The organism is Spirochaetales bacterium (assembly GCA_016930085.1).
Classification (GTDB): Bacteria; Spirochaetota; Spirochaetia; order SZUA-6; family JAFGRV01; genus JAFGHO01.
Genome location: JAFGHO010000114.1, coordinates 21,348 through 39,692 on the forward strand (window position 1 = coordinate 21,348; position 18,345 = coordinate 39,692).

The 18,345-nt window shown below is 54.1% G+C and carries 9 protein-coding genes; 8 read left to right on the forward strand and 1 reads right to left on the reverse strand.

Features of this window, described 5'->3' with window-relative positions; genetic code table 11:
- Window position 1: 1 nt before the first annotated feature.
- Window positions 2-781, reverse strand: a complete 780-nt coding sequence (locus JW881_19295; protein MBN1699670.1) for a hypothetical protein — start codon at window positions 779-781, stop codon at window positions 2-4.
- Window positions 782-1,016: 235 nt separating this feature from the next.
- Between JW881_19295 and JW881_19300 the strand changes: the two genes are divergently transcribed.
- From JW881_19300 to JW881_19335, 8 genes are all read left to right on the forward strand, one after another.
- The gene (locus tag JW881_19300; GenBank protein MBN1699671.1) at window positions 1,017-2,942 is read left to right on the forward strand and encodes an aconitate hydratase; all 1,926 of its coding nucleotides are present in this window, start codon (window positions 1,017-1,019) and stop codon (window positions 2,940-2,942) included.
- A 122-nt stretch (window positions 2,943-3,064) separates the two neighbouring features.
- The gene (locus tag JW881_19305; GenBank protein ID MBN1699672.1) at window positions 3,065-3,808 is read left to right on the forward strand and encodes a YebC/PmpR family DNA-binding transcriptional regulator; all 744 of its coding nucleotides are present in this window, start codon (window positions 3,065-3,067) and stop codon (window positions 3,806-3,808) included.
- Window positions 3,805-4,305, forward strand: a complete 501-nt coding sequence (gene ruvC, locus JW881_19310; protein ID MBN1699673.1) for a crossover junction endodeoxyribonuclease RuvC — start codon at window positions 3,805-3,807, stop codon at window positions 4,303-4,305. Before JW881_19305 ends, ruvC begins: the two co-directional genes overlap by 4 nt.
- 8 nt (window positions 4,306-4,313) lie before the next feature.
- Window positions 4,314-4,919, forward strand: a complete 606-nt coding sequence (ruvA, locus tag JW881_19315) for a Holliday junction branch migration protein RuvA (GenBank protein MBN1699674.1) — start codon at window positions 4,314-4,316, stop codon at window positions 4,917-4,919.
- Complete coding sequence (gene ruvB / locus JW881_19320) at window positions 4,916-5,941, forward strand: Holliday junction branch migration DNA helicase RuvB (protein ID MBN1699675.1); 1,026 nt, start codon at window positions 4,916-4,918, stop codon at window positions 5,939-5,941. Before ruvA ends, ruvB begins: the two co-directional genes overlap by 4 nt.
- Window positions 5,916-6,959 (forward strand): tRNA preQ1(34) S-adenosylmethionine ribosyltransferase-isomerase QueA, encoded by a 1,044-nt coding sequence (queA, locus tag JW881_19325; protein ID MBN1699676.1) that lies wholly within the window; start codon window positions 5,916-5,918, stop codon window positions 6,957-6,959. Before ruvB ends, queA begins: the two co-directional genes overlap by 26 nt.
- Window positions 6,960-8,711: 1,752 nt before the next feature.
- On the forward strand, window positions 8,712-11,552 hold the full coding sequence (locus JW881_19330) for a hypothetical protein (protein MBN1699677.1): 2,841 nt from the start codon (window positions 8,712-8,714) through the stop codon (window positions 11,550-11,552).
- Window positions 11,549-18,345: hypothetical protein (locus tag JW881_19335; protein MBN1699678.1), on the forward strand; the 6,797-nt coding region annotated here is incomplete at its 3' end. The genes JW881_19330 and JW881_19335, both read left to right, overlap by 4 nt.

An 18,345-nucleotide genomic window follows, 5' to 3' on the forward strand; every position in this document is an offset into this window, starting at 1 on the left:
CTCAATAATCGCCGGCGGCATCATAGTCGGCCGGTCTGTAAGGTTCGTCGTTTTTGTTTTCTCCCGATTCAATATCGTAAAAATCGATTTGTATATCCGAGATATACCATTTGTCGTCATTGATGAGGTAAACGGAACCTTCGGCGGAATTATTTTTACCAAAGATCCGCACCCTGAGGCGGGCTTCACCGCCGGAGTCGATTGTCACATCACCGAACCGTACCGCTACGGGAATAATCCCCTCTTCGATATAATGTGAAAGAAAGAACTCGAGCCGTGATTTCTCGCCGCCTGCGATCAGCGGGGTTTCGATTGACCCCTTCTCGAAGGCGTCGAAAAATACGTTCAGTGTGTTCATGATCGCCTTCCGGTCCCGCCCCATTGAAGAAGAATCCGGCAATTGTCCGATCATATAATCCCGCGGTAAAAGAATCGTTTGACTCAGCGCGGGCAATAAAATCTGGTGTTGCTGCGACCCTAACGAAAAATTACTTTCCGTCTTGTCCTGTTGCACTTCCTGCAGGGTAAGGGTCCTTTCCTTCTCCGCGGCTTTCACTGTCGTCGTCGTTTGAATGCCCGAATTCCTCCGGATTTCGGCACCTTCTTCGCTTTCGACCGAAACAGGCTCGTCGGGAATACGATTCATTTCATTTTCCGAAGGCCGGAGTGGCGTCTCTTTTTCCGCATCCTTCTTTTGAGAAAAGCAGGATGAGAAAAGGAGGAGACTCAAAAAAAGTATGAATATATAGAGATATGATGCATAAGGGTTTGTTTTCATCATTACGCCTTGCCTGTTCTTCTTTTACCGGTAAAGCCCGGCATTCTGAATAATCCCGACCGTCCCGGCCTTATTCCATTAATATCAGATATGTAGTGCCGAGTCAATGAACAGGGAGTTCTCACACGGGGTTCGGAGAACCTCCTTTGCGGGCGGATTTTTCATTGTATTGGCAGTTGCCTCAATTCATATATGTGTATATTGTAGGGTGTATATTGATGTTGTATGGAGGGGTGATATGAAAGGAACAATGACGGGCAAGATCATCGGCGCCCATTGTGTGGACGGGGAAATGACGGCCGGACGGGAAGTAGGTATCGGGATCGATCAGACACTCACGCAGGACGCCACCGGGACCCTGGTCTATCTTCAATTCGAAACGATGAATATCAAAAGAGTCAGGACGGAACTTTCCGTCTCTTATGTCGATCACAATACACTGCAGACCGATCACAGGAATATGGACGATCATATTTATTTGCAGACGGTCGCGGCAAAATACGGGATATATTTTTCCCGGCCGGGAAACGGCATCTGTCATCAAATTCACCTGGAACGGTTCGGAATTCCGGGAAAGACGCTTTTGGGTTCGGATTCGCATACACCGACAGCGGGAGGGCTGGGAATGCTCGCGATTGGTGCTGGGGGGGTGGATGTCGCCGTGGCCATGGCAGGGGCGCCTTTTTATGTGACAATGCCCGAAGTCGTGGGTGTGAAACTGACGGGCAGGCTCGATCCGCTTTGTTCGGCAAAGGACGTCATTCTTACCATCCTGGGCCGTGAAACGGTGAAAGGCGGCGTCGGAAAGGTCTACGAATATTTCGGTGAAGGAGTTGCCACCCTTTCTGTGACCGAACGGGCGACTATTGCCAATATGGGAGCGGAACTCGGGGCGACGAGCTCGATCTTTCCATCGGATAAAAGAACACGCGAGTTTCTCGCGTTACAGAAGCGTGAAAAGGATTTTATCGAAATCGGGCCGGATAAAGACGCGTTATACGAACGCCTCATCGAAATCAATCTCGCAGATATTGTGCCGATGGTCGCGCAGCCCCATATGCCGGACAAGGTCGTGCCGGTGGAACAGTTAAAGGGCCTTCCGGTTCAGCAGGTGATGATCGGGAGTTGCACCAATTCGAGCATCAACGATCTGGGGATCGCCGCCGATATCCTGGGCGGCAAGGTTGTTCCGGAGACGATATCTCTCGGTATTTCACCGGGATCGCGGCAGGTATTCCGCGCTGCGATCGAGGCGGGGATCATCTCACGGCTCGTCGGAAGCGGCGCGAGGATACTGGAGCTGGCCTGCGGCCCGTGTATCGGGATGGGGTTCGCCCCCGGTTCGGGCATCGTCTCCGTCCGCACGAACAACAGGAATTTCAAGGCGCGCTGCGGATCGAAGGAGGCGCTCGTTTACCTCGCATCACCCGAAACCGCGGCGGCCACCGCGCTTACCGGTTACCTTACCGATCCGAGGACGATCGAAGGCGTCCGCAGGAAGGACTATTCACGGCATGTGGTGATCGACGATTCGATGATCACCCCTCCGCCGGAAAAGGGAGAGAACGTCGAGGTGGTCAAAGGTCCGAATATAAAGCCGTGTCCGCAGGGGAAGGCGCTGCCTGAAGGATTCGTGGCCGAGGTCGTCATCAAAACGGGCGACAATATAACGACGGACCACATCATGCCCGCGGGAGCCGCGATCCTCCCCCTCCGTTCGAATATTCCCGAGATCGCGAAGCACGTCTTCGAAATCGTCGACCCCGATTTTTACCGGCGCGCCGAAAAAGCGGATATCGGTATTATCGTGGGCGGAGAAAATTACGGACAGGGTTCTTCACGCGAACACGCGGCACTCGCGCCGATGTATCTGGGCGTCAAGGCCGTCGTCGCAAAGAGTTTCGCCAGGATTCACAAGACAAACCTCGTCAATTTCGGAATTCTGCCGTTTACCTTTCTGGATCCTGCCGATTATGACGGACTCGAAGCGGGTGACCGCATCGCTTTTCCAAAAGATCTCAAGGAGATATTGAGGTCGGGACGGCCGATAGAGGCGGAAGTCGCGAACAAGGGGATAACCATCGGTCTCTCTTATGAGTTGTCCGGGCGGTTTATCGATATCATATTAGCCGGCGGACGCCTATCCTACACGGTCGGGCGGTAGCCGCCGGCCTTCGGAGAGCGTCCTTCGCACCCGGATGTTTATTCTCTTGACACCGGAAAAGGGTATTTGATATACTGTTCATTCAATCAATCGATTAATGCATAAACAAGAAGGAGATTTGTATGTCAGGACACAGCAAATGGCATTCAATAAAGCATAAGAAAGGGGCGACGGACGCTAAACGGGGAAAACTCTTTACAAAGATTATCAAGGAAATAATCATCGCGGCGCGGCTCGGGGGAGGAGACGCGGACGCGAACGCCCGCCTCAGAACGGCGGTCCTCAAGGCAAAAAGCGCCAATATGCCCAAGGACAATATCGAACGGGCGATAAAAAAGGGAACGGGGGATCTCGACGGCGTCGACTATCAGGAAATGACATACGAGGCGTACGGACCGGGGGGCGCGGCGCTTCTCATCAACTGCCTCACCGACAACAGAAACAGGACCGCCGCCGAAGTCCGGCATCTGCTTTCGAAAGGGGGAGGCAGTCTCGGGGAGACCGGTTGCGTTTCGTACATGTTCCACAGAAAGGGAATTATCACCTACGATCCCGCCGCATATTCGGAAGACGAAATCCTTTCGGCGGCGATCGAGGCGGGTGCAGAGGACGTGACAAACGACGGTGAAATCATCGAAGTCGTCACCAATCCCGATGATTTCGAAAATGTACTCAAAGCGCTCGAGGATGCCTCCTTCAAGCACGATTCGGCGGAGATTATGATGATCGCGGAAAACGAGGTGTCGCTGGACGACGAGAAAACGGGAAAGGTGATAAAACTCGTCGAGGCGCTCGAAGACAATGACGACGTGCAGTCCGTTTCGACGAATCTCAATATCCCCGACGGATTTACCCTGGCTGAATGAGTATCATCATCGGCATCGATCCCGGCCTGAAGGCCACCGGATACGGCGTTCTCGACGTTTCAGGCGGTATCGTCACTTACCATACACATGGTGTGATTACGACAAAGCCGAACGAGGCGATCGGTGAGCGGCTCGTCAGGATTTTTAACCGGTTGACCGAGGTGATCAGGGAGGCGGCGCCGGATGAAGCCGGTGTGGAATCGCTTTTTATGGCGAGAAACCAGAAATCGGCGATCCCCGTCGCACAGGCGCGCGGGGTGATTCTTTTAGCCCTCGCATCGCAACGCATTCCGGTCTCCGAATACACACCGCTCGAAGTAAAACTTTCTGTTGTGGGGAAGGGGAGGGCGGAAAAAGGGCAGGTACAGCACATGGTCCGCCTGATACTGGGCATGCAGAAAATTCCCGAGCCGTGCCACGCCGCCGACGCGCTCGCCGTCGCCTTGTGCCACAGCAGCCGCCGGGCGGTGCTGAAGCGGTTCGAAGCGGGTTTCTGAAGAAGAACATGTTTAACAGTCTATATGGAAAATTGACAGGAAAAGATCCGGACCGGGTGTATCTTTTATCCGGTGGTATCGAATGGGATATCTCGGTTTCGAATCGCACATCGGGCGCCCTTCCGGAAGAAGGCGCCGAATGCAGGGTGTTTTGTTTTCTCTATCACCGGGAGGACTCACTCAGGCTGTTCGGATTCGGTTCCCTCGACGAGCGTGATCTGTTTCTCGACCTCATCAAGGTCGAAGGAATCGGGCCGTCACTCGCGCTCAAAATCCTTTCCGGCATCGCGGCGGAAGAGTTTGTCCGCGCGGTCGGGGACTCCGACTGCGAACGGTTGTCGATGGTTCCCGGCCTCGGGAAAAAGACCGCACAGAAGATCGTGCTCAAACTCGCGGGAAAACTCTCACCGCGTTCGCAAAAAGAATCCGGCCATGAGGATATCGTGAAGGCCTTGAACGGAATGGGATTCGATATGGCGCACGCCCGCGAAGCGGTGGCAAGGGCGGCCGATTCGCTCGGAAAAACGGATGACAGCCTCCGGGGGGAACAAAAGGAAAAGGCGCTTTTAAAGGCGGCGCTCGTGTATCTGAGCGGGGGGCGGAAAGAGTCATGAAAGAAGACCGCATCACATCCGGCTCATACATGAAAGACGCTGACCGGGACGAATTGACGCTCCGGCCGAAGCTGCTCGGTCAGTTTATCGGGCAGGAACAATTAAAGACGAATCTTTCCGTTTTTATCGAGGCCTCGAAAAAACGCGGGGACGCACTCGACCATGTTTTTTTCTCAGGTCCCCCCGGACTCGGGAAAACGACCCTTTCCGGGATTATCGCGTGCGAACTCGGCGTGCAGCTGCGTTCGACATCCGCACCCGCGCTCGAAAAACAGTCGGATCTCGCCGCGATCCTTTCCACCATCGGGGAGCGGAACGTTTTTTTCATCGATGAAATACACCGCCTCAAACCGAACGTCGAAGAGATACTTTATTCGGCAATGGAAGACTTCGAAATCGACGTGATCATCGGTCAGGGACCGGGGGCGCGTTCGATCAAGGTGCCGATACCGCCCTTCACCCTCGTGGGCGCGACCACGAAGGCGGGGCTCGTTTCCGGTCCCCTTTACTCCAGGTTCGGCATTTCGGCGCGGCTGGATTTCTACGAAAAAGAGAGCATTATAAAAATCATCCGCCGTTCGGCGGCCATTCTGGACGTCGATATCGAGGAAAACGCCTGCGAACGGCTGTCACGGTGTTCCCGCGGAACACCCCGTGTGGCGAACAGGCTGCTCAGGCGCATGAGGGATTTCGCGCAGGTGGTCGGCGACGGGATCATTTCCGCCGGCATCGTCGAGGAGGGGCTTTCGGCGCTCGACATCGACGAGGCGGGACTCGACAGGGTCGACAGGATGATCCTGGATGTGATCATCAAACGGTACAAAGGCGGCCCCGTCGGATCGGAGACCCTGGCGATATCGATCAGCGAGTCCGTCGATACCCTCGAGGATATCTATGAACCCTACCTGATCCAGGAAGGGTTTCTCAAACGGACGCCCCGCGGCAGAATGGTGACCGAACGCGCCTACCGGCACCTCGGACTCGGGCAAAACGGGAATGAAGACGAGCGACTTCTTTTTTGACATCGATCCGGAACGGATCGCCCAATACCCCAAAACAATACGCGGCACCTCGCGGCTGTTGCTTCTCGACCGGGAAAAAGGGACGTTGAAGGATGATGAGTTTTCCCGGATCGGCGACATCATCCGGCCGGGAAGCCTCATCGTCATCAATGATTCACGGGTAAGAAAGGCGCGGGTCTTCGGCAGCCGCGAAGAGACGGATAATCGATGTCCCGAAGGACCGTCAAAACCGGTCGAGTTTCTTTTTCTGGAAGAAATAAAACCGCGGTTCTGGAAGGTGCTCACGCAGAAGACGAAAAAAAGAAAACCGGGCGACACGTACCGTTTTTCCGAAGAGGTCACCGGGACCATACGGAAACATGAAAACGGGTACTGCATTCTCGAACTCTCAACCCGGGTGGGAGAAGGTTTTTTCGAGCGGCACGGACACGTGCCCCTTCCCCCGTACATACGGCGGAGCGATGCCGCCTCCGATTCGGACAGGTACCAGACCGTGTATTCACGCACGACCGGCTCCGCCGCAGCGCCGACGGCGGGGCTCCACTTTACCGGCGCGATCATGCGGCGGCTCGAAGAAAACGGCTGCCTGATACGCCGCATCACCCTCCACGTGGGAATCGGAACCTTCATCCCGATACGGACGGAAACGGTGGAGGAACACCGGATGCACGAAGAGGTCTTCGATATTCCCGAAGAAACGGCTCAGACGATCGAAGCGTACATGAACGGGGGGAAACAAATAATCGCGGTCGGGACCACTGTCGTCCGCGCCCTCGAATCGGCCTGCGACAATGGCCGCATACGGACCGGCAGACAAAAAACATCCCTCTTTATTTATCCGGGCTACACGTTCAAGGCGGTCAACGGACTCATCACCAACTTCCATACCCCGGGTTCGACCCTGCTCGTCATGGTTTCCGCGTTCGCCGGGAAAGCGAACATCGACCGGGCGTACCGCCACGCGATCGAAGCGGGCTACCGCTTTTTTTCCTACGGCGACGCGATGATGATCGTTTGAATGGGGGCCGGAAGAGTAACTACGGATTGCGCGGGAGGGAGCGGATTACGCGGCGGGGTGAGGGGCGCGGCGAAGGGTAACAAGCTGGTTTAATGATTATAGTTATAATTTTAATAATAAATAAATTAAAATTTTAATTGACTATTTTGATAAGCGGTGGTGTGTAGTGGTTGAGGGGTATGTGCCGAGTTGTGGATTAATCCGTGTAATCCGCTTTTTTTCCGCGAAATCCGTAGTAACATATTTTTGGTTGATTTTTTGATACAGAGTCTGTTTGGCACGGTGTTTTGTGTATATTATTGTATTCGATATAGAAGGTGAAATGTTACGGTTGGTTTGGACGGGGTGTAGTTTTTTTATGATTAGTTAAAGCTGAAGCACCCAAAATGGTGAATAACGATTCGTATATAGAGAAATAAATCTGTTTCGCCATGGTAGATGCTGGATTATTTGAAACAATTGTCGTAAATTCCTTCGAGGGGACTGCTGTAATCTCTTATTCTCAATACGCCATTGTTTAAAGATTTTTTTGAATTCCTCAATTACTCTATTTCCATATTTCTCGACCATCGCCAAAAACAACTCCAGCAGCCACCGCACAAGCTGCGCTATGCTAAAAAAATTCAAATCAGCATGAAGCAGTTTTATCTTCCGGTACACATCCTCGGTAAAATACACGTGCGCGTGTACACGATCTAAATCGGGAATGTCCGAGACCGCCCGATACCTGCTCATCCGTTGTTTTCCCCAAATGTGTTCCTTTATGATCAAAGGATCGATACAGGACAATATATTAACAATGACTCCGGATAACGAGCGTCTTAAGCCGAATATTGTCAGGTTAAGCAGCTTCTCTTTCATTATTTCAGACATGATAAAATGAAATTCATGCAAAACCGATGCTATCATATGAGACTCCTTTTATAATTGTATTTATACAGTATATAACGCATAAAAAGTGTCAGCTGCTTTGATTTATTAAAAAATCTGTGTGTTTATTGAACGATGCCTTATCAATGACAGGCAAAAATTATTCAGAAGGAACGAAATTAATTTTAATTGACGTGACCGGTTCGATGAGTGGCCGCACTCGAGATTGGGAAGGAATCCTGCGCGCCGTGTGGTAATCCGTAAAATTCGTTTCTTTTCCGTGAAATCCATAGTAAAATTTTTTTAGAGTGACGCGTTGTGAAAAATGAAGAGCAACTACGGATTGCACGGAAAGGAGCGGATTGCGCGGCGAGGTGAGGGATGGGGCGAAAGACAAGGTTGTATGATTTCAGAGTATCGTTAAAGATTTATTAATAACTAAATTTCGATTTTAATCGACTGTTTCGATATCCGGCGGCATGCGACGTGGAGAAGGAATACCGTGCGTCGTGGATTAATCCGAGTAATCCGTTCTTTACCGCGCAATCCGTAGTTAATCAATAAAGCGCCGATGCCGTATTTACTACGAAGAAACGGCATTTCCTGACTGAAAATAAAATTTGACATTTTTATCCCGATATGATACGATAACAGTTCATCGAGAAATAAAGATACGTAAGAACAATAAAAACGGGAAACATAATAAACAATGACGGTTCCGTATAGTCATGTCTATCGTTTCCGGCTTTCTGCCATGCTCATGTCATGAACAAAAGACCATGTGGGGGGTCTCTCGCACCGCGTTCGTTCCGGACTTCCGGGCGAGCGCACGGCGACCGTTTCAGGCGGCGGCGGGAGAAAGGGTTACAAAGGGGGAAAACATTGAAGAAGACAATTACCGGTATACTCTGCTTAATAAGCGTATTGGCTGGGGGGATTGCATGGGGGGATGTTTTTGATCCTAAAGACGGTCTTGAAGAAAAGAACGGGAACCGGTTTTTTTACCGCGTCAGAGGAAACAGCTACAAGATGGAATATGTGATCAAAGGTATTGCGGTTCCATCGTCGCTCGAGCAGGGGGATTTTACGGCAACATATACGACGGTCGGCGGGGGAAGCCCCGATGGAAGCTCGGACGCGATAATCGAAACAATTTCCGGGCCGGGGAAACATTTATCGTGCGATGAACCTTATAACGGCTGGGATCGTGGACTAATACAACCGCGATATATTAATGGAACGTATCCTTCATACAACATCTTCGATGCCGATCCACCTTGTATCTACCCCTTTACGATTCATGTTTATGTTCCTCCTGCGGGTCGGGTCGATGAAACGAAAAAGAATTTTGAATGGCTGACAACACCTCAAATGAGAATAAAGATTGCGAAAGGAAATCTTAAAGATCCCACTACAATTAAAAATTATGATTACAATTCGTATAACGGCTTCGAATTCGATCTGAATCCTGGTGAATACGCCATGATACGGCCGCTCAGGGACGGGAGGTATGAATGGGAAGATGTCTGTGTTCAGGAAATAGGAATGTTTGAATATGAATATCCATGTACCAGAAAAGAAGATGTTGTTCTCAGTGGTTGTAGTGTTTATTTCGCACTCGATACCGTGGCTCCGGAGTTGAACGATGCGCCGGGGATCAAGGATGCGGTGTTCAATAACAACATCTATTATACAAACGAAAGCAGTCTGGATACGGAAGATGGTGTAACGATTGTCTGGCACGCAATCGAGGATGAGGGGACGTTTGTCTGCGAACAAGCGCAGGAAACGAGCAAAAGCGGTATGGCGAGTTACCGTATCTATGAAGCGGAAGAAACAGGATCGGGAAACGAATACACCATGCTCGATACGATTGAGGTGATGGATGACGGCAATGGGGAACAGATTCCTTTTTATGAAAGGACGCTCCGGTTCGATGAGGGAAGACATACGCTTTTAATGACCGCGTGCGACAAACGCGGGCTCGACAGCAGGTATGTATATGATGAAAACGGGAAGCTGGTCGTCGACGGGAATAATAATCCGACACAGAATAAATTTTCAGAACCGTGTATCGTCGTGGTGGACAGGACGCCGCCCGCGATGGTGACTGGTGTCAAACTCGAAGACGAAAAAACAGTGGAAACCGGAACGGGCACGGCGAGAACTTATGCGGTTTCACCGGCATTCACGCTGGAATGGGATGAAAGTGAGGATATGCCTGATGAGGATAACGCGGGAACGGAGAACTATACCGTGCGGCTGCGAAATATAACAGATTCCCCGGCAGTTACTGAAACCACATATGATATTCCCGTTTCAGAAGGAGAACATGCAGCAATAGAAGCTGAAAACGGCGTGTACGAGGCAGCCGTCAGGGCCGTGGATGCCGCGGGAAACGAAGGCGCGTGGAGTGACACTTACACCTTCTCCATCGACAGCGAGGCGCCGGTGACACCGGCTCCGGCATCTTTTACGATGGAAAGCGATCCCTTCGCTATAAAGAGTGTCGAGGGTGAAACGGTGAGTTTTTCAACGACAAATGCCGATGCTGCGGTGAGTTTCACGGCCGTTTCCGATGGAACGGAGGCGTGGCAGAGCGGAATCGCTTCGTATACGATCGAAGACGTGCACGGGACACCGGTCCAAAACGCTGAATTTATTGAGACAGACGGACGGGTCACGATGACGTTTCCGGACGCGTTAAGCGGCACGAATGCCTTTACGGTCTACGCGGCAGATAAAGCCGGAAACAGAAGCGGGGGCGTTACCCTTACCATCACGGTAACGGCATTGTCCAGTGTGACGTTTCCCGCGCCGTGTTACGAATACGACGGGGAGAACGACGAGTATTCCCTGCTGTGGACGCCCCCGGATACGGTGCCCGAAGGGGCGGAAATCGCGTATTACAAGGCGCTTTTCAGGACGAGTGACGAGGATGGAAATATGGATTCCCCGAAAGATGAAGCGTTTGCCCCGATTCCGGAAATGACGGAGACAAGGCTTCTGCTCGACGGGATTGAGCGGGGGGTGGGGATGGTCGTCTATATTCTTGTCGCGGATACGTACGGAAATAAGACTCCCGGCAAGGCATCATTCACCCTCCCGCCGATGGTCATCGACACGGTCGAGGATTATGTCCTTAACGATGACGAATACTGGTGGAGCGGGGTCCACGAGATGCACGCAAACGTGATCGTACCCGAGGGCTTCACGCTTACGATCCTTCCGGGGACGATCGTGATAACATTCGGGAACGTGAAACTCCAAATCGAAGGCAGTCTCGTGATACTGGGTGAGCCGGACCAGGAAGTGACCTTCGAGGCGGCCTCACCTTCTTCAACCGCTTGGCAGGGGATTTACCTGGGCGCAGAAGGCACCGGCGTTATCCGTCATGCCGTGATACAGCACGCCCTGCGCGGGATGACCGTCGTGACCGGGGCCGGGGCAACCGTCTTTTCAACGGTTTTTTTTCATAACCGTGTTGGGCTTCATTCTTACGGGGCGGCGCCGTCGCTGGACGATTGCCGGTTCGAGGAATGCCAGTGGTACGGGGTGAAGGAGGATGCCGTCCGGGAGAACGGGGGCATGAGGCCCGCACTCAACGGGTGCGGGTTCAAAAACAACGGGTGCGACTACTATCACGAAGACAACCGGGACATAACGATGGAAGAACTGAACGACATACCCGGAAACGGGAACAACGGGAGGGTGGAAGAATGAAAAACCGGACGAATCATGCAATCATGGCGGCGTGCTGCTGTCTTTTCATATTTTTTTCAGGGACCGATATCTTCGGAGAAGAAATAACGATACAGAGAAACGGACCGGGAGTTGTGGAAGCGGCGGCGGTGAGTGTCTCCTCATCGACGGCGCAGAATGCGCCCGGTTATTTTCTGATCGACGGCGACAGCAGTACGGGCTGGGGGCCGGGCGGCGGCGCGGGCGAATGCCGGGCGCAGCTGGAGCTGGCAACGGCCTCGCTTGTCGTCGGCGCGGAACTATCCGGCAGCTTTGGACCGGGCGACCGCCTCGTCCTCGAATATCTAGACGGCGGGGGCTGGGTCCCGTTCGCGGGCGGGTTCCTGGAAGGGGCGGAACTCGACCGGGCGGCGGCGGGCGCCTTTTACGACCTTTCGCTCGAAGGGGCGGTCACCGATACGGTGAGGATACGGTTGTTGTCCCCGGGCGGGGCCATGATCACCGAAGCGGCGGTCATCGGTATCGATGCGGGGGAAGTGCCGCATACGTTACGGCCCGTTCTGATCGAAGAGACGGATAATATATCGCCCTTTTATCCGGCATGGCACCTCCTCGACGGGAACACCAGGACCGCGTTCAGGACGATTTCGCCGCCCTTTTTTGAAGAAGTTCTCGAAACGATTCTTTCGCTTTCGGACGAGAGGACGGGGATACCCCGCCATACCGTACCCGCGCCGGGAGAAAGCGCGGAGATCACCATGCGTTTCGCGCCGGGAACCGCGGTAAGTGTTATCAGGCTTTACTTCCGGGACGGGGCCCGCGGAAACACGATTGTCGAGACGGGATTGCAGGGCGTCTTTACGCAGGCCGCGGTGATTTCCGAAGGAAGCACCGCAGGGTGGACGGCCGTCTCTTTGGCAACGGGCCCGGAGAACGCGGTAGTTATGGACGCGATACGGATCACGGTGGAAGGAAGCGGATTCGGGCTGGGCGGGATATCTGAGGCCGAGGTCTGGGGGTATGGGGATTACCGCGGTGCGGAACGCCGGACGATCGCGGGAACGGAGCAACGGCTTCTCGACGGGGATGTCAACGCGGTGTTTTATGTTGACAACGTTACCGTGCGGGACAGAACGGCGATCGAGGTGCTGTGCAGAGGCGGCGTCGATATGCCGATGGAAATCAACCTGAACGGGAAAGTATATTCTCGCATGCCGGATATGGAAACCGGGGGAAACACCCTCTACCGCTTCGAGGCGGACGGGGACGATTTCGTTCGCGGAAAGAACTGCCTTCGAATAGGCGCAATAGATGACGGAACGGGTGAGGCGGCGGAGGTCCTGTGCGCCCGTGTTGCCGTGGAACGTAGGGACGGGGAGATCGCGCCCTTTGCGGTGCAGCGGTCGCTTGCCGCGGCATTCGGGGCCGGGGAAGCGGATATCGGGACCGGAGAGACGATGCTGCTTCATGAAGCCGAAGTCCGGCACACCGAAGGGGTTTTCACCGATATATTCGCTGAAGCGGACCAGACATGGACCGGACTCGAACCGACCGGCGAAGGCCCGTACCACCACCGGTTCGCCCCGGCCGGCGGCGAACCAATCACCACAAGACGGCTCAGGGTGATGAAAGACCCCGCCGGACGGACGGCGGGGATGAGGGTGCTGGGAAGCCCGGTGACGGACGGCCCGCCCGAGGTCCGATTCGTCAACCCGGCGGACGGGGATGAAATCGCCTCCGGCGATGTGCCGTTTGTCATCTGTTACACGGACGATCCCGGGGCGGTGGTTTTCATCAACGGGTTCCCGGCCTTCAAACGGGGCAATTACCATTGGACTCCCCTCATGTGGCTCGACGACTGGGAAGACGGGTCGCTGACCATCGAAGCGGCGGCAACGGGAGCAGGCGGCATGACGGCGGAAACGGCGATCACGGTGTACCGGGCGCCGGGGGTGCTTTTTTCGACGGACCTTCCCGATGAGACCATCCATACCGTCTCCGATTCGATCGAGGTCACGGGAAGTGTGCTCAATACGTTGATCGATATAACGGTGAACGGAATTCAGGCCGCCGTTTCGCAGAAACGATTTTCCGTGACGGTGAACCTCGACGAAGGGTTGAACACGATCACGATATACGGGAAGCACAGAACTTCCGGAATGGAGGGCGTGATCCGGCGGCAGGTGGTCCGATACGGCGGCGGGCTCGTCCTCGATGTTGAGTACCCGGAAGACGGGTGGCATACGCGAGCCGGAGAGGTCATCGTCAGCGGCACGGCGACCGGAGCGGGAGAGACGGTTGTGTCCGTTAACGGGGTTCCCGCCATTGTCGAAGGAAGCAGATTCTATTCGGAACCGGCGGCGCTGAGTGAAGGTGAAAACACCATCGCGGTAACCGCGGAAGACGGGGCGGGGAGACAGGCAACCGGTACGCTCACCGTGTACCGCGACACGATCCCGCCGGACATCACCGGTATCACGCCCGGAGACGGCGCGCTGGTCGCGTCGAGCGTCGTTACCTTCGAGATAACGCTCGAAGAGACGGGTCCCGTGTGGGTAACGGTGAACGGGCAGCCGTGTATAAAGGAAGGTAATATCCATACCGCGGAACTCGTGTTTCCGGACGGATGCCGCCAGGTGCGGATCACGGCCGGGGACGCGGCGGGTAATGTCAGCGAAGGGCTTGTAACGCTGACAACGGACACCACGCCGCCTGTGGAGTTCGGGGTGACGGCGGAACCGGCGGGCTGGACGAACGACAACCGTCCGGTCCTGACTTTCGAAACGGAAGACGAGGTAAGCGGGATAAGCGGCTACTCGGTTTCGGTCGACGGCGGCGGGTTTGAAGCGGCCGAAAGCCCGTATATGCTGCCGCCGCTTACAGACGGGGAACACCTCGTCACGGTAACGGCGACCGATCACGCGGGGTGGGAACGGTACGCTTTCACATCGGTCTATATCGATACCACACCGCCTGAAGAAATTTCCGGCTTCAAGGTGATTCCGGGAAACGGGAAGGCGATCGTCGAATGGGAAGGGGGTGAAGAGGATGTGGACCGGTACGAACTCGAGAGAATACCGGAACCGGACGGCGGTATCGTTATCCTCGAAGCGCCGGGATACACGGACGGGGGACTGATCAACGGCGAGACCTACTCCTACCGTGTACGGGCAATCGACCGCGCGGAAAACGCGGGGGAATATACCGGATGGACCGCGATTGAAAGCGGGATCGAACGCGAACCTTACGATCCGGAGGGCACCACCGTCGCCGAGTTCGACGGGGTGACGATCTATCTGCCGGCACAGGATGGAGACGAAGGGATCGCCTGCATCGAGATATATGAAGAACAGGCCGAAGGGATTCCGGAAACTGCGGTGAACCCCATTGTGAGTCCGATGTATGAAATACATCCGGTCGATTCAAACGGCCGGAAAATCCTCGAAGGCAACGGGATCGCGAACGATTATGTCGCCGCCATACGGTACGACGAATTAATGATCCCGGAAGGAAAGCGGGAAGACGAACTCGGGGTATATTATTTCGACGCGGTTTGGGGAAGGTGGTTCATCATCGACAATTATGTCGTCGACAGGGAGAACAACAGGATATATTTTTCTTCGGACCATTTTTCGCTTTACACGGTGCAGGCGACGGTGTCGCAGGATCTGGGTACGGAAGAGTACGCGGAAGCGGGGTATTCGCCGTTCAGGACATACGCGGTTCACGGTTCGCTCGCGGTTTCCCAGAAGGGGGGCTCCGTTCACAATAATGTCACGGAACTCGTTCTGCCCGGGCCGGCCGGATTCGATCTCGCCATTTCAAGGCGGTATGACACCTCGACGGGAGTAAGCGATTCACGCATTACCGCAGATATCGATACGAGTGGCAATAATGTCGACCTTACACCGTACCTGAAAAACCAGGGAGACGTCACCTATTCGATGGGAAACGGCTGGCGGCTCGAGCTGCCCTATATAAAGAATGCGGGAAGCTGCGAGATACTCGTCCTTCCGGGCGGTTCCATGCATTCGTTTTTCGATATGAAAATCGAAGAGGAAGATTCAGACGATGAGGAGGTATCCGTGTTGTCTCTGACGCCCCGGGACAAGGAAGAGTTCAAACTGAAAGTGACAAGGGAGAAAGTGACCTATTTCAAAAACAGCCATTATTACGAAGAATACGAGACATGGAAAAACAACGGGTATGTCCTGTCCATGAAAGACGGAACGTCGTATACCCTGGACGATACCGGCCGCTGCACGAAGATTGCCGATCCGACGGGACTCAATACCATTACCGTCACATATAAAAGCGGTGAAGGCGTATATAAAATCGATTACATCGAGGATGCTCTGGGAAGAAAGGTACGTTTCGAATACACGACAATACACGATCTTCCTTATATAAAAAACATAAGCGTCGACGGGGACCCGTATGAACGGACGGTTACCTACACCCAGGATCAAAACGGTATGCTGACCGAAGCGAACGACGCGGGGGGAAGAATATGGCGCTACGATTACGCGGAAATATTGATCAATGCTTCACCGGGGCCGGCGCCTTTTTCCCTGACCGACGCGTTGAATAAATTAGGCGACAGCGAGAGGAGAGAAACGAGCAAGGAAATCAATGAAGCCCTTGAAAGTTACAATGACGGGCAGGAAATATTTCATCACGCCCGTCTCCTGAGCGGGCTTCGAGGGCCGGGGAAGGGTATCATAACCGTTATCTATGGTATCAATACCATCGACGACAGGTTGTTTCCGCAGGCAAACGAGATTGTGATTTATCCCGATGGAGAGCGTTCCGAACTCAACCTGCCCCAGCGGCGGACTATTTACGAATATATGATGGATGAGGAAGCGGTGCCCGACGGCGACGGGGAGGTTAATCCGGACCGAACGAAGCGATACCTCAAGGAAACGAGGGAAAGAGACGGCAGCAGGGAAACAGTCTATACCTATGAACCGTATATAACGGAGAAAAACAGATGGAAGCTTGGCGAGGAGGGTGAGATCGAAGAAGCCAAAAAGAAAGGATACGATGTCGCCACAAGGATTTCCAGCATCGCCAGGACAGAACCGGCGGGCGGCAATGTACTCGAAAGGACGGTATTCACCTACCCGGAAGAAAGACAGACGGCGCGGCCCGCGGGAAAAACCGTTTATCATGGAGACGGCAATTATATAAGGACTACCTATGATTATGACGAGTACGGAAACGTCGTCAAGGCGGAGGAATACGGCACGACGGGCGGACGGGAAAACCGGCTCGTGAAAAAGATGATTTACCGGGGCGGGCTTTCATCAATGCAGCCTTCGGGCGGAGAAACGGAACCCCCGAATTACGATGACGCATGGAAGCCGTACGGTGAACCGGGCGGCAACGACGATGACGGATTTTCCGTCCCGGATATGACAATGTATAAAAACGATATCCTGCTTGCCGTATTGACACTCAACTACGTCCCGGCGTTCGACGACAATGGCAACCTCGACGAGGACGGTGAGACGGTATCATATCAGTATGCCTACTACGAATACGATGAGAAGGGGCAGGTGAAGCGGAACGCCGTATGGGACAGCGGAAACGAAACGTGGCGGATATCGGCATTTACCTACGATTATGAAACCGCAGGCGGGAATGAGTATGGGAACGTTGTTTCACAGACCGATCCGAGGGAACATGTCACCACGTTCAGTTATGACGCGAACGGATACATGACAAAGCGGACCGAAAAAGACGTCTGTAACGCGGACGCGCTGGACGGCGACGCGACGAACGATACGTACACGGACATCACGACGGCATACGGCTACGAAGCAGCATCCGGGTGGCTCCGGTGGACGAGGAACCCGCGCGGGTACGTGACCGAGTACGAATACGACAAACTGGGGCGGACGACGGCGATCGTCGAACCCGACGATGACGATGCCGCGGATTACACCCCATTGAACGGAAGGCCGGACAACCCGGAAACGGTACTATCCTACGGCGACACCGCGGGAGACCTGTACGCCGAAGTCGTCGATCCCGAAGGAAGCAAAACCAGGTACGGGTTCGACGATTACGGACAGCTCACCGGCGTCATCAAATACACACGTGACGAAGGCGGGGTCTACGGCGAATATTCGACCACGCACCTCACCTACAACCGGTGGGGGGACATCGCGACGATTACGGACCCGAACGGGAATACGACAGCATTCGGTTACGACCCGATGGGACGTCGCAACCTGATCGTCTATCCAGACGGGAATACGAACCGGAACGACAACCCGGCGAAACACCTCGATTTCGATTATTCCGATAACATCCTCACGGTGACCGACGAAAACGGCAAGATCAGTTCGATACTCAACGACATGAAAGGCCGCGTTCTCGAAACAACGCAGCATAACGGCGGCGAGACGATCACGACGGAAACATACTACGACGGCGCCGGAAACACCATCGCCGTGAAAGGACCGAAAGACGGCTTTTTCGTGATGAACGAATACGACTCCCGCAACCGGCTTGCTCACACCATCATGCCGGAAGAAGAATTTTACGAGAACGGCGAATCCGTCAGCGTGAAGCCGGAAATATGGTACGCCTACGACGAGACGGGAAACAAGGTAAGCGAAGCCTACGGCGCGCCGGACGGCGAATGGCGGATCACCTGCTACGCCTACGACGAAGCGGGAAGAACTATACAGGCGACACAGATGAACCTCGACGGGGAAGGGGAGGAGACAATCCTTGCAAGGAGACGAAGCTACTACGACGCGAACGGCAACATCACCCGCGAAGTGGACGCAAACAATGTCAG

Coding starts and splice junctions, on each gene's coding strand:
- JW881_19300 (MBN1699671.1), top strand. CDS start 1,017: ATGAAAGGAACAATGACGGGCAAGATCATCGGCGCCCATTGTGTGGAC.
- queA (MBN1699676.1), top strand. CDS start 5,916: ATGAAGACGAGCGACTTCTTTTTTGACATCGATCCGGAACGGATCGCC.
- ruvB (MBN1699675.1), top strand. CDS start 4,916: ATGAAAGAAGACCGCATCACATCCGGCTCATACATGAAAGACGCTGAC.
- ruvC (MBN1699673.1), top strand. CDS start 3,805: ATGAGTATCATCATCGGCATCGATCCCGGCCTGAAGGCCACCGGATAC.
- JW881_19305 (MBN1699672.1), top strand. CDS start 3,065: ATGTCAGGACACAGCAAATGGCATTCAATAAAGCATAAGAAAGGGGCG.
- ruvA (MBN1699674.1), top strand. CDS start 4,314: ATGTTTAACAGTCTATATGGAAAATTGACAGGAAAAGATCCGGACCGG.
- JW881_19295 (MBN1699670.1), bottom strand. CDS start 781: ATGATGAAAACAAACCCTTATGCATCATATCTCTATATATTCATACTT.